General features: G+C 56.1%; 16 protein-coding genes. 15 read left to right on the top strand and 1 reads right to left on the bottom strand.

Annotated features, from left to right (window positions below; translation table 11 throughout):
- Nucleotides 1-175 precede the first annotated feature (175 nt).
- The 15 genes from PQR27_RS27005 to PQR27_RS26935 all read left to right on the top strand — a co-directional run bounded on the left by PQR27_RS27005 (nucleotide 176) and on the right by PQR27_RS26935 (nucleotide 21,788).
- Nucleotides 176-1,360, top strand: coding sequence for a polysaccharide biosynthesis/export family protein (locus PQR27_RS27005; RefSeq protein ID WP_408528312.1), 1,185 nt, complete (start codon nucleotides 176-178; stop codon nucleotides 1,358-1,360).
- A complete protein-coding gene (locus PQR27_RS27000; protein WP_408526669.1) occupies nucleotides 1,357-2,175 on the top strand; it encodes an ABC transporter permease in 819 nt (272 codons plus the stop codon). Before PQR27_RS27005 ends, PQR27_RS27000 begins: the two co-directional genes overlap by 4 nt.
- Nucleotides 2,172-2,834: an ABC transporter ATP-binding protein gene (locus PQR27_RS26995; RefSeq protein WP_408526668.1), complete on the top strand. Its 663-nt coding sequence runs from the start codon at nucleotides 2,172-2,174 to the stop codon at nucleotides 2,832-2,834. Before PQR27_RS27000 ends, PQR27_RS26995 begins: the two co-directional genes overlap by 4 nt.
- A complete protein-coding gene (locus PQR27_RS26990; RefSeq protein WP_408526667.1) occupies nucleotides 2,831-4,000 on the top strand; it encodes a KpsE/RkpR family capsule polysaccharide export protein in 1,170 nt (389 codons plus the stop codon). The genes PQR27_RS26995 and PQR27_RS26990 overlap by 4 nt, the downstream gene beginning before the upstream one ends.
- 293 nt (nucleotides 4,001-4,293) lie before the next feature.
- Entirely contained in the window at nucleotides 4,294-5,610 is a 1,317-nt protein-coding gene (gene wecC / locus PQR27_RS26985; RefSeq protein ID WP_408526666.1) for a UDP-N-acetyl-D-mannosamine dehydrogenase, read from the top strand.
- A 195-nt stretch (nucleotides 5,611-5,805) separates the two neighbouring features.
- Complete coding sequence (locus PQR27_RS26980; RefSeq protein ID WP_408526665.1) at nucleotides 5,806-8,544, top strand: glycosyltransferase family 2 protein; 2,739 nt, start codon at nucleotides 5,806-5,808, stop codon at nucleotides 8,542-8,544.
- Between the two features lie 120 nt (nucleotides 8,545-8,664).
- On the top strand, nucleotides 8,665-13,131 hold the full coding sequence (locus tag PQR27_RS26975; RefSeq protein ID WP_408526664.1) for a CDP-glycerol glycerophosphotransferase family protein: 4,467 nt from the start codon (nucleotides 8,665-8,667) through the stop codon (nucleotides 13,129-13,131).
- Nucleotides 13,132-13,429: 298 nt separating this feature from the next.
- A complete protein-coding gene (locus PQR27_RS26970; protein WP_408526663.1) occupies nucleotides 13,430-14,455 on the top strand; it encodes a phosphodiester glycosidase family protein in 1,026 nt (341 codons plus the stop codon).
- A gap of 130 nt (nucleotides 14,456-14,585) precedes the next feature.
- Complete coding sequence (locus tag PQR27_RS26965) at nucleotides 14,586-15,698, top strand: glycosyltransferase (RefSeq protein ID WP_408526662.1); 1,113 nt, start codon at nucleotides 14,586-14,588, stop codon at nucleotides 15,696-15,698.
- Nucleotides 15,695-16,246: a hypothetical protein gene (locus tag PQR27_RS26960; protein ID WP_408526661.1), complete on the top strand. Its 552-nt coding sequence runs from the start codon at nucleotides 15,695-15,697 to the stop codon at nucleotides 16,244-16,246. The genes PQR27_RS26965 and PQR27_RS26960 overlap by 4 nt, the downstream gene beginning before the upstream one ends.
- A 5-nt stretch (nucleotides 16,247-16,251) precedes the next feature.
- Nucleotides 16,252-17,223, top strand: a complete 972-nt coding sequence (locus tag PQR27_RS26955; RefSeq protein WP_408526660.1) for a polysaccharide deacetylase family protein — start codon at nucleotides 16,252-16,254, stop codon at nucleotides 17,221-17,223.
- Nucleotides 17,220-18,533, top strand: coding sequence for a glycosyltransferase family 4 protein (locus PQR27_RS26950; RefSeq protein WP_408526659.1), 1,314 nt, complete (start codon nucleotides 17,220-17,222; stop codon nucleotides 18,531-18,533). Before PQR27_RS26955 ends, PQR27_RS26950 begins: the two co-directional genes overlap by 4 nt.
- Before the next feature lie 5 nt (nucleotides 18,534-18,538).
- Nucleotides 18,539-19,624, top strand: coding sequence for a CgeB family protein (locus PQR27_RS26945; protein ID WP_408526658.1), 1,086 nt, complete (start codon nucleotides 18,539-18,541; stop codon nucleotides 19,622-19,624).
- Between the two features lie 13 nt (nucleotides 19,625-19,637).
- Nucleotides 19,638-21,119, top strand: coding sequence for a glycosyltransferase (locus PQR27_RS26940; RefSeq protein ID WP_408526657.1), 1,482 nt, complete (start codon nucleotides 19,638-19,640; stop codon nucleotides 21,117-21,119).
- A gap of 15 nt (nucleotides 21,120-21,134) precedes the next feature.
- The gene (locus PQR27_RS26935; RefSeq protein ID WP_408526656.1) at nucleotides 21,135-21,788 is read left to right on the top strand and encodes a GNAT family N-acetyltransferase; all 654 of its coding nucleotides are present in this window, start codon (nucleotides 21,135-21,137) and stop codon (nucleotides 21,786-21,788) included.
- A 144-nt stretch (nucleotides 21,789-21,932) separates the two neighbouring features.
- Here PQR27_RS26935 and PQR27_RS26930 read toward each other — a convergent pair whose 3' ends face one another.
- Nucleotides 21,933-22,637: a hypothetical protein gene (locus PQR27_RS26930; RefSeq protein ID WP_408526655.1), complete on the bottom strand. Its 705-nt coding sequence runs from the start codon at nucleotides 22,635-22,637 to the stop codon at nucleotides 21,933-21,935.
- Between the last annotated feature and the right edge of the window lie 183 nt (nucleotides 22,638-22,820).

The raw sequence follows: 22,820 nt of genomic DNA, 5'->3' as shown, positions 1-22,820 counted from the left end.
CACGTTCGTGGATTGCATCCACGGATTGCGAAAATCAGTTAGATCACGCTACGCAATTGTTATTAGAGCGTACGCTCACCGAAGCGGGCATTGCGATGCACAATGCGTCGGCCGAACGCGTCATGCGTTGTCGGCATCTCGGCAAGCCCCTGCGGGGAAGTATCGCCAGAGTGAGATTTCACGTGCAATGAAGAAGAGTCTTTTAGTAAGCTGCCTTTCAACGGTTTTGACACTTTCGGGGTGCGGGACATTTCCAGGTTGGATTCCGTCGTCGGGCGCAAGCCGCGAGCAGGTTCTGGAGAAACAGGACTCCGGTCGCGTTGAGGGCATCCAGGTGGTGGACGTGAACGACGCGTTGGCGCGCAAGCTGGCCGCCGGGAAACAACTGGACCGGTTTTCGAACACCTTCACGAGCAAAACGGCGAACAACTATGTGATCGGCCCAGGCGACGTGATTGAAGTGACGATCTGGGAAGCACCCCCGGCCATGCTCTTCGGCTCGAAGGTCGACGCATCGCTGTCCAGTTCGGGTGCATCGAGCGTCACATTGCCAAAGCAGATGGTGGCCGCCGACGGCACCATTTCGATTCCTTTCGCAGGTCATGTGAACGTGGCGGGGCGCACCACCGAGCAGATCGAGTCGAGTGTTGTCGGCTATCTCAAGGGCAAGGCGAATCAGCCGCAGGTCCTCGTTGAGGTGACGAAGAATAATGCGTCGAATGTCACGGTCGTGGGTGAGGTCAACAACAGTACGTTGATGCCGCTCACACCTAAGGGTGAGCGTTTGCTTGATGCACTCGCATTCGCGGGCGGCCTGAAGCAGACCGTCAGCCACATGGCGGTGCAATTGTCGCGCGGCGATACGACAGCGACAATGCCGCTCGACTCAGTTATTCGTGATCCAAAGCAAAACGTAATACTCAAACCCGGAGACGTGGTAACCGCGCTATTCCAGCCGCAGACATTCTCGGTGCTCGGTGCCACGGGCAAAAACGACGAGATTCCGTTTGAGGCGCAGGGTATTTCATTGGCGCAAGCGCTGGCACGCTCCGGTGGTCTGAACGACAACCGGGCGGATGCGCGCGGAGTTTTTGTGTTCCGTTTCGAGGACGCAAAGTTGGTGGACGGGTTGGACCCATCGGTCAAAGCGAGCAACGGCAAGGTGCCGGTGGTGTACGAGATCGATTTGCGCGACCCGGCGGCATTTTTCGTTACGCAGAATTTTCCGGTTCAGAACCACGACGTAGTTTATGTTTCGAACTCGCCGGGCGCGGAGTTCAGGAAGTTCCTCACGTATGTCGTGATGGTGGCAACGCCGGCCGCCGCTGCTACCTACGATGTGGGGCGTAGCGGGTTATGACGGTAACAGTTCGTTCGCCGTTTGAGGTCGCCTATTCAGTCTGGCGAGCTCTGTTCCTGCGCGAGGCGCTTGATCGCCTATTCGAAGCACGGGCGGCGTGGTTGTGGCTGTTGGCTGAACCTATTATCTATATTGCGATCCACGCATTCGGACTCGAGACGCTGCATATTCATCGAGTGGGTGGAATGTCGATCAACATGTGGATGATTGCCGGATTTATTGGCTATCTTCTTTGGCGCCGCACCTGGACGCAGGTGATGCACGGAGTTGATTGCAACAAAGCATTTTTTGCTTATCGGCAAGTCAAGCCTTTTGACGTCGCTATCGTGAGATCTGTGCTTGAGCTTTTCCTCATGGTTCCGGTAGCGATCGTGGTCTACCTTCTTGCGGTTGTGACAGGGCATGCGATTACCCCTGATTTCGTGAACCCAGCGTGGCTGCCGGCGGACCCATTGCTATTTGCTGAGAGTTGCTTTGGTCTTTGGATCCTCGGATTGGCGCTCGGGTTGGTCACTTCAGTGGCAATGCACGCTGTTCCGGAAGTAGACCATATATTTAAACTACTGTATTTGCCTCTTTATTACATATCGGGCGCACTGTTTCCGCTTTCGATGCTGGTGCCTAAGCCATACCAGTACATTTTCTTAATTAATCCCGTTGTCCACGGAGTCGAAATGGCGAGGCTAGGGTTCCTGTCGACCTATCATCCCCTTCAAGGTGCGAATCTGCTCTACCTCTATGTTTCGGCATTGGGTCTGTTGCTCCTTGGTTTGGCGTTGTACAAGCGCTCGTCCAGAAAACTGGTGATGCGGTGATACTGATCGAAGACGTTCATAAGCGCTACATGACCGACCACGGTGCCGGGAAGTGGGTCTTAAAGGGAATTTCCATGACCATTCCCACGCGCCGCAGTGTTGCCCTGATTGGACATAACGGCGCGGGCAAGTCCACCTTGTTGCGGATTATTGGCGGCGTAGACTTTCCGAACAAGGGCCGAGTGGTACGGCAGTGCCGCGTTTCGTGGCCCATGGCAATGGGCGGATTGGAGGGAACGCTCACGGCGCGCCAGAATGCCAAGTTCGTCTGCCGGATGCACGGTCATCAGAATGAGCTTCAGGATCGACTCTCGTTCATTCAGGGTTTTGCTGAATTGGGTGACGCCTTCGATGAGCCAGTGCAGACGTTTTCCTCGGGTATGCGGTCACGACTTCAGTTTGCTCTGTCGCTAGCATTTGATTTCGATGTCTTCATTTCCGATGAAGTGACTGCGGCAGGCGATGCCCGTTTCAGAAAGAAAGCGGCTGAAGCCTTCCGGGGCATCGCTAGCAAAGCCAGCGTAATCATGGTTTCGCACGATGAAAGCACGCTCAAGCAATTTTGTCAGTCGGCGATCTGGATCGACGAAGGCCGGGCATACTGGTTCGACGATCTCGCAGAAGGACTGAAAGCCTACAAGACCAAACTCATTCCATGAAAGAAATGTCGGCAACTGAATTTTTGCGCTCCGGCGGCAGATGGACCGCAGCCTACGAAAAAACAAAAAGCGCACTGTTTTCCATCCGGATATTCAAGCTGATCACAAGCCTGGTGATCATCTTTGCTGTTCTGTCCATTCCGTATTGGCTGTTTGTGGCGTCCGACCGTTATGTTTCGCAAGCCACTGTCATCGTCCAGCGAACCGATCAGGTCGAAGGTCCGGCCGTAGCACTTCCTGTCGCCCTCGGGGCCGGAGCGGGGAGTGCTGCGGACCAGGTCCTGCTGCGTGAGTACCTGCTGTCGGAGGACATGCTCGAAAAACTCGACGCAAAGTTCGATCTTCGCTCGCATTACAGCAACACGCACCGCGATCCCATCTCGCGCATGTGGTTTAGAAATGCACCGCATGAGTGGTTCTATGAGTACTGGCTCGATCATGTCGACATCGAATACGATGATTACGCCGGGGTACTGCGCATCCAGGTTCAGGCCTACGATGCAAAAACTGCAAAAGCCATTGCCGATATGCTTGTCCAGCTTGGCGAAGCCCACATGAACCAGATGGGGCATCAACTGGCGCAGTCGCAGGTGGACTTTCTTTCCAAGCAAGTAACGTTCGCGCACGATAGTATCCTGGCGGCCTCGCAAGACCTGATCAATTTTCAGAACGAGAAGGGACTCGCATCGCCGGCTTCGACGGCGGACAGCCTCAACGCAATCATTTCGAAACTCGAAGGCCAGAAAGCGGACCTGCAGACACAGCTTGCCTCGCTGCCGCCGAATATGAACTCGGATCAGCCGGTGGTTGTCATGCTTCGAAAGAATCTGGCGGCCGTCGAGCAGCTGATTGAACAGAAGCGAGCTGAGCTCGCTTCGCCAAAGAGCCGCACGCTCAACTACATCGTCGCGGAATACAAGCGCCTGGAAATGCAGGAACAGTTTGCGCAGGATTTGTACAAAACGGCACTCACGGCTTTGGAGCAAGGTCGTATGGATGCGGCGCGCAAGCTCAAGATGATTTCCATTCTTCAGGCGCCGACCATGCCGGACTATCCAACGCAACCGCGGCGCATCTACAACGCGTTCGTCACGCTGTTTATTGCGCTCTCGCTCATTGGCGTGATCAAGTTGCTGGAAAGCATCATCCTCGATCACGTGGATTGAGAGCGGAAGAAAGTGAGATCCCTGATTGTTATGGGAGCGCGTCCGCAGGCCATTGGAATGGTGTCTTGGCTCAGACTGCTTCGGGATGTACCGCAAACCGAGATGAAGGTCTGCATGACGTCACAGCATCGCCGGATGCTGGATTTTTGCAGTGTGCCTCCCGGCTACGATCTCGACATCCGGGAACCGAATCAGACGCCGTTGGCTTACGGCCAGCAAGACGCAGGTCGCTCTCCACACGGTGCTGAACGAGGTGTGGCCTCTCAACGCATCCGCGATATTCGGGTGAATGCATGTTGAAAACAATTTCAATAATCGGTCTTGGCTATATCGGATTGCCCACGGCAACGTTATTTGCCTCGCGCAAGTTTCGGGTGATTGGCGTCGACATCTCGTCCTATGTCGTCGAAACGATCAATCGTGGAGATATTCATATAGTCGAGCCTGAACTGGATATGCTGGTCCAGGCTGCGGTCGGTGCTGGCTATCTGCGCGCAACAATGCACGCAGAGCCCGCCGATGCGTTTGTCATTGCAGTGCCGACCCCTTTGACCGACGAACACGAGCCAGATGTAAGCTGCATCGAGGCAGCGGCAAAGTCCATTGCACCGATGCTGAGAAAAGGCAATCTGGTGATTCTGGAGTCGACCTCGCCCGTTGGCACGACGGAGAAACTGGCGAAATGGTTGGCCGAAATGCGTCCGGACCTGACGTTCCCAGAGCAGGCCAGAGATGAGCCCGACATTCGCATTGCGTATTGTCCCGAGCGAGTGCTGCCCGGGCGCATCGTGCATGAACTGGTCGAAAATGATCGCGTGATCGGTGGTATGACGCCCAGTTGTTCGGAAGCGGCTGTCGCGCTATACAAGTCGTTTGTGCAGGGAGAGTGTATTGTCACCGAGGCACGTGTGGCAGAGATGTGCAAGCTGGCCGAGAACAGCTTTCGCGACGTCAATATCGCGTTTGCCAATGAATTGTCGATAATTTGCGACCGGCAGGGTATCAACGTCTGGGAATTGATCCGACTCGCGAATCGGCATCCACGCGTGAATATTGCGCAGCCCGGTTGTGGAGTGGGAGGACATTGCATTGCCGTCGATCCGTGGTTCATTGTGCATGGTGCTCCCAAAGACGCGAAGTTGATTCGCGCTGCTCGCACAGTGAATGACGCAAAGCCAGAGTGGGTGATTCGCGAGATTGAGCGGGTCATTGCAGAGCTGACTCGCGCGGGTAAGCCGATAGAAGACATCCGGATTGCATGTCTTGGCATTACCTACAAAGCCGATATTGACGATTTGCGAGAAAGCCCGGCGCTGCATATCACGCAAGAACTCGCGAAGCGCTACCCCGGCAAGGTCCATGTGGTCGAGCCGAACCTCGAACGTCTTCCCGAGCGTCTGACTGATGCAGGGGTAGTCTTGACCGACTTTAGTTGGGCGGTGGAACGTGCGGACGTTCTCGTTCTTCTAGTCAATCACGCGCAGTTCAAGGGTTCGCCTCCGCAACTGTCCGGGTTTCAGCGACTCATCGATACCTGCGGAGGATGGGAGAAAAAGATGACGGATAAGGTCATCGCCTCTACGTATTTCGAGCCGCTGCTCGTTGATTAATGACTTGCGAAGGCGCCGTTTGACGGCACCGCGTCAAACTTTCCAGTCACCGCTGCGTGGAATTCGTCGCTACGAGGGCATTTCAGGCAAGCGGCTGTAGGCCGTTGAAGTAAGTCGGGGAATGGTGCCGCGAGTCTACATTCCATCGAGCGTTGTGTTTTTTATCCGTTGATAATCGTGGCACCGGAATGGACTATGGTTAATAAATTTAACCTCACGGCTGATGAAGCGGGCGTTATCGATTGTAAAGTGGGCCGGGATCGATCGTTGTCGAAGTTGCTCCACGCTCACGGCGAATTGGAGCACGGCCGCGTGCGTTTCCAGGAATCCGCAAGAGGCCAAGTGACTGACTTTCGGGCGGGGGAGACGCCGCGCAAAGGTCAACTTGACGAGGAACTCATCAACGCGCTAGCGGAGAATGAGCGTCTGAGCGCTATGGCAAGAATGCAGCAGATGAAAACCACAAAGGTACTGAATAAAGAGTTCGGCAATCTATTGTTGCAGAGCGTTCGGTCACCATGGGCGTTGCCAGCTCTGCCTGTGAAGTTGCTCAAAACGGGATTGCGTTATTGCCGTAAAACTTCACTGAAATCGCTTGGCGGAAAAGATTTTGATGCGGTAATTTCAGCATATGGCCAGAGTGGATTCGAGACCGTAGATAAACTGCTGTCGTCTCAACGAATCTCTCCAATCATGCAAGCCAACGCCTATACGGCCTTGGGGAAGCATCTACTCGATATCGATATTGCTGCGGCGTCTAAAGCTGCGCACCGAGCATACCACCTTGATCCCAAAGCATATCGTCTAAAGTGGCTCGCTTTTACACTCTACAAATCTGGTGATTTGATTGAGGCGGAGGCCATGCTCGATCTCTTGCCATCGAATATGCCGTTTAGCGAGTCCGAAATGCGTCTGGGAAAGCATTTGCGCAGCGAGGCGGTGCATGCGCGCCAACGCCAGGCAAATCTAAAAATCGGTTATTCGGGGCGCAGTGCAGAGAATGAAAGACAACGCGCATGCGTGAATAACGACCACGATGAGGCCGAATGCCTGAATATCAGCCCGAGGTTGACGGGCAAAAATGATCTCGCCATTCCGAAAGTTTCGATCATCATCCCGGTTTTCAACGCTGGCGAGTCTCTCGATGCGAGTATTGCATCTGTTCGGTATCAGACCTATCAAGATATCGAATTGATCGTCGTAGATGATGCATCTACCGATATTAGCAGAGAGATCATTAAGGCCCACGCAGATTTGGATAAACGCATTCGCGCCGTGTATCTAGATTGCCACACACCTGGGGGAGGAGGAATTCCCCGCAATATCGGCGTTGATGCCGCGGTCGGGACCTATATAGGCTTTATCAATGCCGGTGACTATTTCACGAAGACGGCAATTGAGAAATTGGTTGCAACCGCTGAACAGTATCAGGCTGATATTGTGATGGGAGGCGGGCGAACGTTTACGGAAGACGCCTGTGATCTGCAGAGCTTCGACACATTGCCTACTAGCGAAGTGTTCTCGGCTACGACTCATCCAGAGGTGTTTCGTACTTCTACACTGGCTTGCCAAAAGCTGTACCGGCGTGACTTTCTGAGGGATAACCGGATCGCGTGTCCTGAGGGCGATTACTTTTGCGAAGAGAACATCTGGCATTGGTTCGTGCTGGCATCGCATAGCAAAATTGTCAAGATAAACGACATCATTAGTTATTGCCATATGTCGTGCGAAGATCAGATGATCGGCGTGGCGGACGACAACTTCGCGGCGATATGCTGCCACCTCAACACTATTGCTGGCTTTTTGATAAAATATTTAGATTTTTCGAAAGATCAATCTATTGTCGATGCGTTTTACGAGTATTGCTGTCGAATTGGATGGATCTGGCGGCGTCAAGAAGGGTGTGACGTAAAAGCGATCCTCGGCAAGCGAGTTGCTCAGATCGTCGAAAAAAGTTGGATGAAAATGCAGCCAGCGAAAATTCCTTTGGGTTTCGGAAATCTCATCAAGGAATTCTCTGACGGATATCCACAGTATGACCTGACCGTTGTTATCCCGGCGTATAACTGTGAGGCTTTCATCGAAAAAGCCGTCCTTTCCGTTCTGAATCTGCCTGGCATCAGGGCGAATGTGCTCGCAATGGATGACGGTTCTGATGATCATACGGCGGAAATCTGCCAGAAAATCGAAGACACGTACGTCAATTTCCACTTCTTCCAGCAGAAGAACAGGGGCGCGGGGTCGGCGCGTAACGCTCTGATTCCGCTATGCACCGGCACTTATACGTTTTTTCTGGATGCGGATGACGTCGTTAACGGAGTGGAACTTGCTAGGGCGGTTCTAGATGCGAAGGCAAACGATCACGATCTTTACTTCCTGAAATATCAGATCGAATTCTATGAAAAACATAGGATCGGCGGTATGTTCAATCAGGATAAGGTGGCATGGAATAGCTTTCCCGAGGCAAAGGATATCAAAGAATTCCGTAGGTTGGCGCTATCGATGGTTAATCATCCATGGAACCGGATCATTAAAACCCGGTTATTGCACGACGAAGATATATTTTTTGGTACCGGCTCGTTTTCCGAGGATGTGCTTTTTAATTGGGAGAGCGTGTTGGCGGCCACTCATATCGGGTACGGCAACGAAGTAGTTGTGACATACCGGAAATTCGAACGACGACCTCAGCTCACTAACATAAGGGATCGTCACCGACTGACTGCGTTCGATATGTTGGAATTCGCTCAACATCGGATTGCTAAGCATGAAAACAGCGCAGGTCTGCTAGATATCTGGAAAGAAGCTATGAAAAAGCGGATGAAATGGCTAAAAGAACTGACTCCAAACGAGTTTCATCAGCAATTTGAAAAAAGAAGAATTAGGTTAATGAATTTACTGCTCGATTCTTTCGAAGAAAAAATGGGCGGTATTTGACCTCGCGACCGATTTCTGGGCGTTTTGGAAGGCGAGCGTTCGAAAGCTGCGAGAGTCGATATCCGTGCGTGCTTTACCGATTGATGGATGTTGCTGTTTTGACCGTATTTAGAGTAAAAGATGACAAAATTCGTAAATAAATTTCAAAATCTGCGCATCATTTCGGGAAAATTTGTTTTTAATTTTATTAAAAACAGGAAGGGACAAATCGCTGCACTTCGGGGGAAGCCCAAAGCGGCCGCTCCAACCGAATTGTTGAAGAACTCATGGCGGTACTCGGTGGTGAGCGCCGTGTACAACGTCAGTCCATATTTAAATGATTTCTTCAAAAGCTTGGTCGGGCAATCGCTCGATTTTCGAAGCCGCATTGAGATTGTCATGGTCGATGACGGCTCAACGGATGACTCCGCACGCATCATTAAAAAGTGGCAGCGTAAGTATCCGAACAACATAAAGTATATCCACAAGGAAAACGGCGGACAGGCATCGGCGCGGAATGTCGGTTTGCAGCACATAACCGGTCGCTGGGTCACGTTCACCGATCCGGATGATTTCGTCTCGCAGAACTATTTCGAAGAAGTCGACGAGGTGCTGGCAGCGGCCAAAGCTGCGCCTGCCATGGTGTCGTGCAATTTCATTTTTTACTTCGAACAGGGCAAGCGTTTCTCGGACACTCACCCGTTGAAATACCGCTTTGCAAAGGGTACGCAGACGGTTGACTTTGCTAAACCTACGTCACATATTCAGCTGTCGGCGCCTACAGCTTTTTTCGACGCATATGTCATCGAACGTCACGGTATGCGATTCGATGAGCGCATCAAGCCGAATTTCGAGGACGCGCATTTCGTCAATAGTTATCTGATGCATGTCGTGGATCGGAGTTCCGTCTTCTGCTCGCCGGCCAAATATTTCTATCGGAAGCGTTCCAATGGCACCTCGTCGCTTGATACGGCATGGGAAAAAGAAGGCCTCTACATCGACGTACTTGAGCACGGAGTTCTCGCGCTCATGCATGGCTGGTTGGAGCGCACGGGTAGCGTGCCGGTATTCGTGCAGCGTGTGGCTCTTTATCATTTGATGTGGTATTTCAAACGCCTCGTCAATAATGACAATCGCCTGACCTTTCTTGGCGACGAAACCAAGGCGCGTTTTGTTGGTCTCCTGCACCAGATTTTTGCCCATATCGAGTTTAGCACTATTAACTCGTTCGACTTGGCCGGCATCTGGTTCATGTACAAGATCGGTTTGATGTGCACGTTCAAAGGACAAGAGCCGAATTACCAGATTGTTTATGTCGAATCGGCCGATTTGCCGAGGAAGCTGGTCAAGCTTCGCTATTTCTCGAAGGGCGCTGGTTTCGAGTCTTTCAAGTTTGACGGCGTTGAGATAAAGCCCGTTTTCGCGACGAGCCGCATTCATACTTTCGCAGATGCGCCCTTTGTACGGGAGCGGATTGTGTGGCTGTCGCTTCAGCAGTATGCGACGCTATCGGTCGAGCTTGAATGTAAAAACGTCAAGATAACCTTTAATAAAAAGCAGTATCCGTCTATCGCCATGGCGGAGATCAGCTCGCACTTCAGATCGACGTCCCGGAGCCTTCCCCGCACCGCAAGCCTGTGGAACAATACCATCGCCCGACTCGCGGCGACCCGGAGGGTACAAGAGAAATACTGTGGGGCATGGGCGCTCATGGATCGAGATGTTCAGGCTGATGATAACGCCGAGCATCTGTACAGGTATCTTCAGAGGTCGCAACCGGATGTGAATGCGTATTTTATTCTGAGGCGCTCGTCACACGACTGGAAGCGTCTCAGTCGAGATGGATTTAGGCTAATTCCATTCGGTGGGGTTCGCCATAAACTGCTCATGCTGAATGCAAAGAACTTTATCTCATCGCACGTCGACGAGTACTTGTTTGCACCCGTGAAAAAGTCCATCTTTGGCGGTCGGTTGAATTATCGGTTAACCTTTTTGCAGCACGGTGTATTGGAGAAAGACATCGCTGACTGGTTAAACAATAAAGAGTTAGATCTTTTCATCACGACCGCTCCTCGTGAGCGCGATTCAATCATCGGGTCGTCGAGCCGATATAAATTTTCGGCTCGGGAAGTGCACATGACCGGCTTGCCTCGACATGACAGGCTCCTGTCGCAGGCGCCGGCGGAAAAAATCATCCTCGTTATGCCGACGTGGCGTAAATCGCTCACGGGAGCATCGAAGCGGGCAACGTTTGAGCGCGAAATCAACCCGGAGTTTGCATCGAGCGACTATTTCAAGCAATGGAGCGCTCTTCTTCAGAGCGAGGCTCTCTCGGCTTTGGCGCGCGAGCACGGTTGCAAGATCGTGTTTTATCCGCATGCGAACATGCAGGTGTACGGTCACCTGTTCCAGTTGCCAGAGAATGTCGAGTTGCGGTCCCATGCAAGCGGAAGCATTCAGGATATCTTCAGGTCGGCAGCCGTGCTGATCACGGATTACTCCTCGGTGGCCTTCGAATTTGCGTATATGCGACGGCCCCTGATTTACTTTCAATTCGACCGGACGGAGGTGTTCGCAGGTAGCCATAGCTGGAAGAAGGGATACTTCGACTATGAGACCGATGGTCTCGGTCCTGTCTTCGACCAATACGAGGACGTAGTGGCGGAGGTCCGCGCTATCTTCGAGCGGGGCAGTGTTATGGCGCCGGACTATTTCGCTCGAACAGAAGCATTTCTTCCATTGCGCGACGGCCGCAACTGCGAGCGTACGTTCGAGGCCATCGTTGGGCTCGACAAGCCAGCGGTCGCGTCGCCGATGCCTGTGGAGGACGCCCTGGAAGCACTTGAACAGGCAGTCGCCGTGGGCAAGTGGCAGGCTGCAGGCGAACGCGCGGAGCGCATCCTGGCGATGGACGCAATCACAGCGGGCCAGCGCGCGCAGGCCGCTCGGCGCGGCTCGCAGGCATATCGCGCGCTTGGCGATGTCGATGCGGCACAACGTGTACTCGAAAACAAAAGCCAGGACGTCCAGAACGATGTAGTCGTGGCGTTTGAATTGGCGGAAGTCGCATCGATGCGCGCCGATTGGGACGATGCCGCTGCGCGATGGGAGTCCGTTGTGGGCCGTCTTCGCGACGGTATGGACGACGAGGGCGAATTGCGTTTGCATGCTCAGAACGAGTTTATTCGAGCACTGATGCATGCGCAGCGCGAGTCTGACGCGATGGCGGTTGCAGCGCGACTCCTTGGCGTTTCTGAAGAGAATGGCGTCGTCTTGCCGGCATTTGCGGAAGTCAGCCGCGTTGCTCTCGAGATGGGCGACCTGGGCCTTGCAAAGCACTTCGCTCTGGCAGTACTGAGTTCGCCGCACGCCAATGTCGACGCGCAATGCGCAGGGCGTGCGAACGCGACGCTTGCAGTGGTTTGTGAACAGCAGAACGACCTGATGATGGCGCGCGGCATGTGGATGCGTGCGCTTCGCTCGAATGAGGTTGACGAAACGTACGCAGCTGCATTCGACGCACTCGTCAATATTCAGGAGAGCTGGTCTGCGGCTCGCTGGACGGAGGCGCGCGAGACGTCTTCACTGTTCGTCGCGTCGCTCGACGACACGGCGACGGGCGACACGGCACCTGAACTCGATGTCGCGCTGACGCTCTGTGCAATGCATCGCGCGCTCGGCGAGACAGCCGCTGCGGCACAACTTCTGAGCATCGTTCAACTTAATCATTCGAACGACGTGTTCGTGCACCTCGAAGCAGCCGAGCTCGCGCTTGCCGTTGGAAACTATGCTGGCGCGGGGGCCCTGTTCGCAAAGGTCCACGCGACGCGATGCGGAGCACGCCTCGGCCGGGTTGCGCGTGGTGTCATCATCGCGCGACAAGCACTTGGTAAGCTTCAGGGCCTGCATGCGCTCGCTTCGACTGTAATTGCGCAGCGGACGAACGACTTGCCGTTAGCCCGTGCGTGCGCACTCGTCGCGTTCGCGGCGTCGCGCTGGGATGAAGCGCTCGACGCGTGGCGCACGGTTATCTCGTTGAGTTCGTCCGACGAGCTGGTGGCACATATTGGGGACCTGGTCAGGTTCGCTGAAAAGCTGCGCGCACTTGGACGACTCGACGAAGCTCAAAATATCTTTTCGGCTCTGCTGGCAAAAGTGCCTGGCAATACCTCCGCCCTCGGTGCATTGGCGGAGCTTGCGATCGCACGGGAAGACTGGCCGCTCGCCGCCGCTACTTCAGGGGAATTGGAGAAAATCGCTTCGTCGGTGCAGGAGCGACGTCACGCTTCACGAATGCTCTCGGTTGCGTTGTGGTGGTCAGGCGACAAAGCCCGTGCGCGCGAACGCCTGTGGCGAGAAGTCGAGGCGTCTGCGTTCACGGCTCTTGGGAACGATGACCTTGATCTCGCCGTACGGCATATGTCGCGGATGGCGTTTGCCAGCGCCGAGGGGGCGTCGGCGCTAAAAGCTGGCGACGCTTTACCTGGGAAGAGCGTCCGACGCGGGGCTGAGCCCATTTCTGTTTCGATCACTGGCGACGAGGACAACTTGCCCTCTGATTTTCCGCGTATCGATATGACGTTTGTCGATGCCGATGGCCACGCATAGTCTCCGCATGAAGGTCTGCACTGTTTGAGATGAACGCTCATCGCCTTAAAGTCGCGAAGATATCTGCCGGCATTGCGGGTCGGCACTTCCTCGATGCAGAGTTCGGTGATCTCATCGAAGTTCTGGTGCGACGTGGCGAGGGTCCTTGGATATCTATTTGGCGTTCGCTGGTCGGGACGCTTACTAACGATCGTTGTCTTGGTGTCTTGAGTTAGAAATTCACAGAAAGACCGCTCGTTATTGGCGGTGATGTCGTTGGCCGACGCCCCGAGTAGGGTTTGGGATTGGCGTTATTGATATGGAGATATTCGCGGTTATGCCAAGTAAAAGATGGGTTGTAGCGGCATCCTGCGCATTGCTGCCGGCAGTGTCAGTTGCAGGCGGTCTCGGCATAGGCACCCTAGAAGGTACCTATGACACGGGCGGCTCGCCTGCACCGGTAAAGGGGTACATCGCCATCGTCGAATTAGCGCGCGACCTGGTGCCAGCGGCGACCGAACCGGATGGGACCCAATGTAGTCGAGTTGCGCCGCTTCATCGCGAATCGACCGTAGCCTGGCAGATGAAGCATCGCATGCTTCTCGCAATCAACGCGGGATTCTTCTGGATGCCCGCACACGATGTGCCGGATTGTCAGTTGCCGCCATATCCGTATAAGGCGAATAGCTTTCAGCGCAGTTTGCCGAAGTTGAGCGGTCATGCGCCCGCCATACTGGGACTGACGACGAACGGTGCATCTGAAATCTCCTACGCTGACAATTTCGATGCTGACCGCTTCAATGTCATCGTATCAGGCGATTGGGTTCGCGATAAAGATGGAAGCGTGGTGCACCGGGAGTTGCTCGTTGATGGTGACCGCGAAAACCCAACGCTGGATCTTGCACCACGGATGGCCGTGGGCGTCCAGAAGGAAACGGGACGGCTCATCGTGGTGATGATCGAAGGACGCCAGACCGATTCGAAGGGGCTGTCTCTCAAAGGGCTGGCGAGCTTGATGCGCGCATGCGGTGTTTCCGACGCGATTAACCTTGACGGCGGTGGCTCAGCAACGTTCAGCTATGCGCCCGATTTGCAACCGGCGGCAGTGACGGCGTTGAAGCCAATTGCGCTCTCATCGGTGTGCAACGCTGATGGCTTGATGCGCGGAGGGCTTGCGCTCACGATCACTCAGCATCCACTCGAAAAGTCGTTGCGTTCGAGTGCTCCTGGTGGCCGAGAAGCGTCGGATGCGAACATGGACAAGGGTTACCGGCGTGTTCTAACGAATCTTGGGTTTCGCTTCAACGGGCCTGCGCGACGCGAATTGTCGGAGCCGGCTCAATGATTACCGTAATTTCCCCAGTTGATCGAACTCGCGGGCCCGTGGGTTTGCTGCACAAAATATCGCATGACAACCGATCTGGCGGACGTAGCGGTCAATATGTGCTCGTGCCTGATCTGTTCGGCGGTGACGCATGAACGATCCGAAACAAGTCCACAAGGATTGGATCGATCCGCAGCTTCCGAGCATTTTGTTCTTCAACGTGAATGGCTCGGGCATGGGTCATTTGAATCGTTGTCTTTCATATGCACGGCGCTTGCGCGGTCGTGCTCGACTGTTTTTCTTCTCATTGGCTTCTGCGATCGAACTCATCGAAGAGATGGGTTTCGAGGCGGATTATTTCGTTTCGCCTTATTGGTCGACGAGTTCGACGTTCGCATGGAATAGCGAGCTGGCAGTGCGCTTCGGCATGGTGCTCGAGCGCGTACGCCCCGACGTGATCGTGTTCGACGGCACCTGGCCATTTCAGGGTTTTCTTGCGGCGTGCGAAGCGTACGGGTCGCCTGCGCTCGTGTGGTCCAACCGCGGTCTGTTGAAAGCGGATGCCAAGGCGGTGCCGGTGGACGAGTCTGTATTCGATCTCGTCGTTCAGCCCGGCGAACTGGGCGCAAGCGAAAGCGAAACTGTGCTCGAAGGTGGCGGAACGCGTTTGCTCGTACCGCCTGTCTGCGTGCTCGAAGACGAAGAACCGCTCGACCGCGCCGCGGCACGCGAGGCACTAGGTCTCGCGCAGAACGGCCGCTTCGTGTTGTTGGCGCTCGGCCCAGGTAACCTCAAGGATGTTGCCGAAATCGGGCACGGCTTAATCCGAATCTTCGAAGCGGCGGGTTTCAAGGTTGTGTGGGTGCGTCCCCCCATTTCGGTACGTGACGTTGAATTGCCGGCCGGAGTCATACCTCTCACCGTGTATCCATTGGCGCGCTATCTGCGCGCCTTCGATGCTTTCGTGGGCGCAGCAGGCTACAACACGTGTTGCGAGCTGGTGCAGGCAGGAATTCCGGCGCTGCTCGTGCCGAATGCCGGACTCGCCGACGATCAGGTTCGCCGCGCACACATGGTCGCTGACGTCGTGCCGGCCGTCGTTTCCGCGTGTGAAACAAATGAGGAACGTGAGATGGCGGTTGGTGAACTACTCGGCATGCTTGACGCACCGCGTGGTATGCGTGCTTCGATTCCCATGAATGGCGCCTCGCTCGCGGCGGAAGCGATACTGGCTTTGGCGGCAAGCAAGGAGCACGTGCAGTGAGCGTGATAACCGAAGCCAAAGTGCTGCGACGTCAGTTGAATTCGCTCGCGGCCCAACCCGAATGGGCATTGCTCATGCGCTACGATCTGCTCGCTGAAAAGCAGCCGCTGTCGCCGAAAGAGCAGGGGTGGCGGGCTTTTCGGCGTCTACTGGCTTCGGCGGGCGTGATGTCACCGCAGGTCACGCCATATCCGTGGCTGTCTACCCTCAAGCACAGGCCTGTTTCGGCTGATGTAAGGACTGTGATGATCTGGGCGCTCGGTGCAGATCGTCATCACGTGCGCATTGCGTGCGAGGGCTTTTCGCCGAGGCTGCAAGGCGTCAGTCATTTGGCGCCGGTCCTGGTGACCGACATTTCCGATTTCGCCTTTTATTCCCGGCTAGGTTGGCTAGTGGAATATCTCCCGAATTTAAGCGGAGAGGGGCCGTCCCTGCAACAGCGAAAGCAGGCGTACCTTGCGTGGCGTTATCGCGATGCATGCATCATGCCGTTGAGCGCGGGACTGGCCAGCGAGCCGGAGTGGAATGCATTGCTGAAATTAAGTTGAGAATAATGGAAAAGAATCGCTATGCCATGTTAACGGTGGATACGGAGGCGCTGCCCAAGCGCGCGCCGCACGATCACGTCAAACGGCTGATGTGGGGCGTGCACGAGCGCGGAACGGCCGGAATCCGTGAAATGGCAGAAATCGGCAATGAGTTCGGCGTCAAACACATATTCTTCGTCGATCAATGCGGTGCGTGGTCGTATCTCGACGAAACGCGCGAGGTCGTGCGTTGGCTCGATTCCGTGGGGCAGGACGTTCAATTGCACACGCATCCCGAGTACTTGCCCGATTCGTTCTGGGCTGAGCATCGACTACCTCGCCGGCCGCAGTACATGAATCGATATGTCGACGACGCGCGTGCCGAATTCGTCATCAGGCATTTCGGTGGCCTGATTTCCGCAGAAACCGGCAAGCCCATACTTGGACATCGCGCCGGTTCGTTCCGCTGGAATGCTTCGACGATTCGCGCGCTCGCATCCGTTGGCGTGCCCGTGTCGTTCAACAATTCGATGTGCGCCCTGCACGCGAAACAGGCTATATTCAGTGAGCCGACCAATCTTCCGTACGCCTGGTCCAACGGTGTACTCGAAGTGCCGATGACGGAAAAGAGAGTCCTGCCCAAAGTCGGTAAGGAGGAATGGTGGGCGCGTCTCACGTATCCGGAGTCGCCGTATTTCCGCTTCCGTCCGTGGTGGGGAAAATTGCTGCTCGATGCGTTCAGCGGCAGCCCGACGTTTTCGATTTTCCTGCTGCATTCCTGGTCCCTGCTGTATTGGGACGAAAAGGGTCACGCGACTTATCGCGACGATCAGCGCGTCGAGGGTTATCGCAAGCTGCTGCGTCGCCTGACTAAAGACTACGACGTGATCACGACAGCCGAATTTCTCGATCTGCACGCACGGGGCAAGATCAAGATGTCGCAAACAGTCAACCTCGCGGGCGCGGAGCTCAAGCCGCAGGGGGCCGCGCGGGCATGAGCGGCACATTCGAATCTCTGCTGACGCTTGTCACCGAGCCGTATTTGGGTTTGAGTCGATGGCTGACGGTCCGCACGCTTGAGCGCAAGGTGAACCAGCATGCATCTGTCGCGACATTGGACAATGGCCACGGAGGCCTGTTGTACGTCGCGGCGAGCGCGTTGCCGTATCACGCGAGCGGCTACACGACGCGCACGCACGAAGTCATTCGCGCGATGACATCGGCCGGCGGGCGGGTGCATGCATTGACCCGGCCGGGTTACCCATTCGATCGATTCGATCGCCTGCACGACGCAGTAAGCGGGGAAACGCAGGTTGGCGACGTGCGTTATCTGCACGCGGAGGGGCCGGCCAACAATCGGCCAGTGTTGCTGTACGCCATGCAGGCAGCGCGTGTGGTCGCCCGCTGGGCAAAACAGTATCGCGTGTCGGTCATTCACGCAGCGTCGAACCATGTCAACGCTTTGCCGGCATTGTTGGCCGCGCGGCAATTGGGCATTCCGTTCCAGTATGAAATGCGCGGGCTGTGGGAACTCACGCGTATTTCGCGCACGCCGCACTACGAGGGACGCCAAGGCTTCAGGCAAGGCCTCGAACTCGAAGGGCTCGTCGCGCGCCACGCAGATCGCGTGTTCGTCATTTCAGAGCAGTTGGGGCGTTTCGCGCGTGCGCGCTGGGGCATCGACAAAGAGCGCATGTTCCTGCTGCCCAACTGCGTCGACCCTGAGCGCTTCGTCTCGCTAGCGTCGCATGAAATTGAGAACGACACAATCGGCTATGCGGGCTCGTTGATGGTCTATGAGGGACTCGACACGCTGATCGATGCCGTGGCGCAACTGCGCGCACGCGGCGCGAGGATTTCGGTGAGCCTCATCGGTGATGGTGAAGCGCGGTTGTCGCTCGAATCGCAGGTGCAGAGGCTCGGCTTGTCGGAACAGATCCGCTTTCTGGGTCGCATGGCGCCGCAAAAGGCGCAAGAAACGTTGAGCCGCTGTGCGCTGGTCTGTATTCCGCGCAAGCCTTTCAAGGTCTGCGAAATCGTGCCACCGATCAAACTCGTCGAAGCGATGGCAATGGGCAAGCCGGTCATCGTGCCGGATCTGCCCGTGTTTCGCGACGAAATGGGTGGGCGTCCCGCAGGCTGGTTTTTCAATGCCGGCGATGCGACCGATCTTGCGCGCGTGATTGAGACGGCAATGAGTGATCGCGCGGCACTTGCCGCGCTGGGCGAACGGGCAAAAGAATACGCGACCACGCAGCGATCGTGGCGCGACTTTGTCATCAAGGCACTACCGAAAAGTGCGGGGTAAGGGGAATGGTCGGCAGGATTATTAGAAAACTGGGTTCAATCGTCTACGATTACCCAAAGGTCCCCGAGGATATCGAGCGCACGGGGCGCTTCGGCCGACTGAAAATCGCGCTGGTGACGGACTATTTCACCGCTGATTGTCTGTCCGCGGAGTGCCGTGTTCGCATAATGACGCCCGGCAATTACCGGAATGTGATCAGCCATTGGAAGCCGGATCTCGTGCTGGTCGAGTCGGCTTTTCACGGCGTGGACGGCAGCTGGCGCTACGAACTGGCGAAGCAGCCGAAAATGCTGCGCCTCACAAAACCCACGGCGATTTTCCGGCTGGTCGATTTCGCGAGAAAAGCGGGCGTTCCCACGGTGTTCTGGAACAAGGACGACGGACCTTTCTTCGACACGTTCATCGACGTGGCAAAGGCGTTCGATTACGTCTTCACGACCGATGAAGAGTGCCTGGAACGCTACCGTCAACAGGTACCTGCGCACGTGCCCGTGAATACGCTGATCATGCCATTTCAACCAGCTTTTCACAGCTTCACGGGTTTCAATTTCACGCGCAACGAAGCCTGTTTCACGGGCAGCTACTACCGCCGCATCCTCAACGAGCGGCGCCGTTTTCTCGACATGGTGTTCGAGATCTGCGAGCACAACGCCATGCCGCTCAATGTGTTCGACCGCAATCACGACCGGCTGTCGCGCCATCTCGAGTTCCGCTTTCCGAAGACGAGCCAGATGCGGCTGCACGGTAAGGTCGCGCATCGCGAAACAGCGAACGTCTACAAATCGCACGCGGCGTCGATCAACGTGAATTCGGTCACGAGCTCGCAAACGATGTTCTCGCGCCGTCTGCTCGAAATCATCGCGTGCGGCGGCATTGCGGTGACGAACCCGAGCCGCGCCGTCGACCGTCATTTCCGCGATTTCTGCCACGTCGTGAATACCTATGAGGAGACGCGCGATCTGTTTGGACGTCTGCGTCACGGCCCTTCGCAGGAAGATCTCGATCGCGCCGAAGCCGGCGCGAAATACGTGCAGGAGCATCACACCTGGGCACATCGGTTAGAGGAAATCTGCGCCGTCGTGAAGCTTTGAGGAACTGATCACGATGCTTGTGTTGCTTTCCTGGTTTTGCCAGGCGATATTTCTTGCCGTCGTCGTCTATTTCGCGTTGTACGTTCTGCTCGAACTGCGGGTCTTCCTGATTTCGCGAAAGGTTGAGCGGCGCAAATTGACCGAACTCGCGCATTCGACGGCCGACGCTGAAACTGAAACGGCCCGGTGGCCGTCGGTGAGCGTGCTGCTCCCGATCTTCAACGAATCGGAAGTGGTGGAGCGGCTGATCGATGCGGCGTGCCGTCTGCGTTATCCGGGCGAATTGCTCGAAATTCTGGTACTCGACGATTCGTCGGATGGCACCACGGAACTCGCGCGCGTGCGCGTGGCGCAGCACGCGGCACTGGGCGTTGATATTCGTCTCGTCAAGCGCCCCAATCGCAAGGGCTATAAAGCGGGCAATCTGGTCAACGGCATTCAGCAATCGCGCGGCGAATTCTTCGCGATCTTCGACGCCGATTTCGTGCCGCCCGCCGACTTTCTGCTCAAAACGATTCCGTGTTTCAATGACCCAAAGCTCGGTTTTCTGCAAACGGGCATCGGTTACGAGAATCGTGACGTGTCCTTTCTCACGCGTTTCCAGGCGATGGAGATGGGCCATCAGCAATATGTGACGGTCGGGTTAAGCGAAGACGGCGACATGGCGTCGCTCAGCGGCAGCTCGTGCGTCTGGCGCAAAGTGTGTGTAGATGCGCTGGGCGGATGGAATGCGTCGACGGTGACCGAAGACGTCGATCTCGGCTACCGCGCGCAATTCGGTGAATGGAAATACGCTTATTTGCGTGACGTGGTGTCGATGTCGGTGCTGCCGGAAACTATCAGCGCCTATCGTATTCAGCGCGAGCGCTGGGGACGCGGGCTCATTCACAGCGGTTTCAAGCATTTCAAGCAGATGCTCTCGCAACGCATGCCGCTGATAAAACGCATGCACGCGATGTCCGTGATGTTTTCGTCGGTGCTGCTTGCATCGATTTATGTACTGATATTGCTGAGCTTGCCGCTCACTTACCTTGTGCATTTCGAAGGCGCGGGCATGCGCTGGGGCGCGCTCGCGTTCTTCGGTCTCGTCGCGCTCTGGGGGCTGGAAAACGCATTCGGCGCGCGCCGGGGCGCGCGATTCGACGGCAAGCCGAACGTTTTGAAAGACCTGTGGGATACCTACCGCTATATCGCGATGTTTTTGCCGATGGCCTGGTATTACTTCGCCGGCGGAGTGGGCGTGCTATTCGGCGTGTACGACGATTTTCATCGCACGCCGAAGGGCAAGCACGGCTATCGCGCGATTGTGCCGCGTATCAATTCCGTATTGCTTGCCGGTGAGATTTTCACGTTTCTCTATTCGGCGGCGGCGGTTTGCGTGGCGTTGCGACGCGGGAATTACTTTTTGATTCCGCTGAATGTCACCGTGTGTGTCGGCTTCAGCATGGTGTTGTATTGGTCGTGGCGGGACCGACGCGCGCATCGGCGCGCGTAGACAAGGAAATCGCATATGTCAACGAATCTCACGATCCGTCCCGCGCGCGCAAGCGACGCGGTCGCTTGCGCGCCGCTCGTGTTCGCATCGGGCGAGCACGAGTTCGAGTTCTTTCTCGGCGTTCCTGCGGCGCAATGCATTGCGTTTCTCGAGCACGCGTTCGCGCTTTCGGGCGGGCGTTTTTCGTGGCGTCGGCATGAAGTTGCCGTCGATGCGCGCGGTGAGGTCGTTGCTGTGCTCGCGGCGCACGATGGCCGCCGCCTTCTCGTCGACGATCCACATATCGCTTGGACGTTGCTCTGCTACTTTGGCATCGCGCGCACGGTGCCGATGCTGTTGCGCGGTCTCACGCTCGAAACCGAGTTGCCGAAGCCGAAGCGCACGCAGACGCTCATCGCGCATTGCGCCACGCGCGAAGACGCACGCGGCACGGGTTTTTTCAGCGCGCTATTCGACCACGCGTTGCGCGGCGACGTCGCGCGTCAACGTGGTCTCGAAACGCACGAACGCGAAATCGTGCTCGACGTGCTCGTGAGCAACACGCGCGCGGCGGCGTTGTATCGGCGGCTTGGTTTCGTCGATTTGCCTCGTCGCAAGCCGCGCTCGCTGCGTCTGCCTGCGGAACTCGAATCGGTGCGAATGCGCTACGTTCCGTGCGTGAAGCGCTGAAGCACGTGCCGCTGTGGCGCGTGTCCAGTTCCGGTAAGCTTCCGCCGCATGGCGCGATGCGCTTCGGCTGTGTGGCCCACGCGCGGCGCGCCTTTGCGGACCGATTAGCGGCTGCGTGAACGCTCCTAAATGCCGCGAGGGCCATCAACAGGGTGAAAGCGGCCCACGATAAGCGAGCGCGGCGAGTGCAATGAGGCTCGATGAAACCGTCGGCAGCGCGACGTCCAACATCTTGTAGACGTCCCATTGCCACGGAAACCAGCCGATCGCCCAAGTATAGGCGTGTGAGGCAAAAGCGAGCGACTCCTCGGGTTGCAAGGTTTCGAGCTCCATCTCGAGCTTCTTGCGCGACCAATACCAGACGACTACGCTGAGCGCGCCGATTCGAAAGTCGAACAACAGTCCGAGCGGGATCTGAATCAGTAGTCCTTCCAGGCAATGCGATAGCGACATGCGCCAGCGCACTGCGGCGAACCAGTTGAGTAACGCACTCATTTCGTCTCCTTTGGGCAATTCTCTATGGTGCGCGATCGCGTCGCTGATGATCTCGCGCCTGATTTCGGGTGTGCCCGCGATCGAGGCCGTCATCTGCGTCAGCCATGAGCACGTCATTTCGATGGCGTGTGACGGGGGCAGCGGCGGGCAATCATGCGCGTAGCCGGCGAGCGCCGCTGCAGCATTAGCTAAGGCCACCGAGGCCTGAGCCTTCGCTACGGTCCCAGCGGCCTTGTCGGTCGCCGTCTTGGCCTGCTGATGGCGGAATACATCGGAGAGTACTCCCGCTATGCCGACGAGCCACGGGATGATAGCCGTTAGATGCGCGGCGAGGAAGGTGGCGATGAGTGTCATGGTGGATTTGTCCCTGTACCTCCGGACACCTCTTCACATACCTGTTTCAGTTGCATGCCGTAGATGAGTCGCCCCTCGGCGCCCATTCAAGGAACGAGCACTCGGCACCGATCGCCGGATCGAGCGAGATAAAGCCACAATCCCTTCTCCGGCGTAACCGTCCGACCCTGACCGTATAGACGC

This window comes from Paraburkholderia fungorum, from assembly GCF_046027215.1.
Taxonomy (GTDB): Bacteria; Pseudomonadota; Gammaproteobacteria; order Burkholderiales; family Burkholderiaceae; genus Paraburkholderia; species Paraburkholderia fungorum_D.
This window is presented reverse-complemented; position numbering and strand designations above follow the sequence as displayed.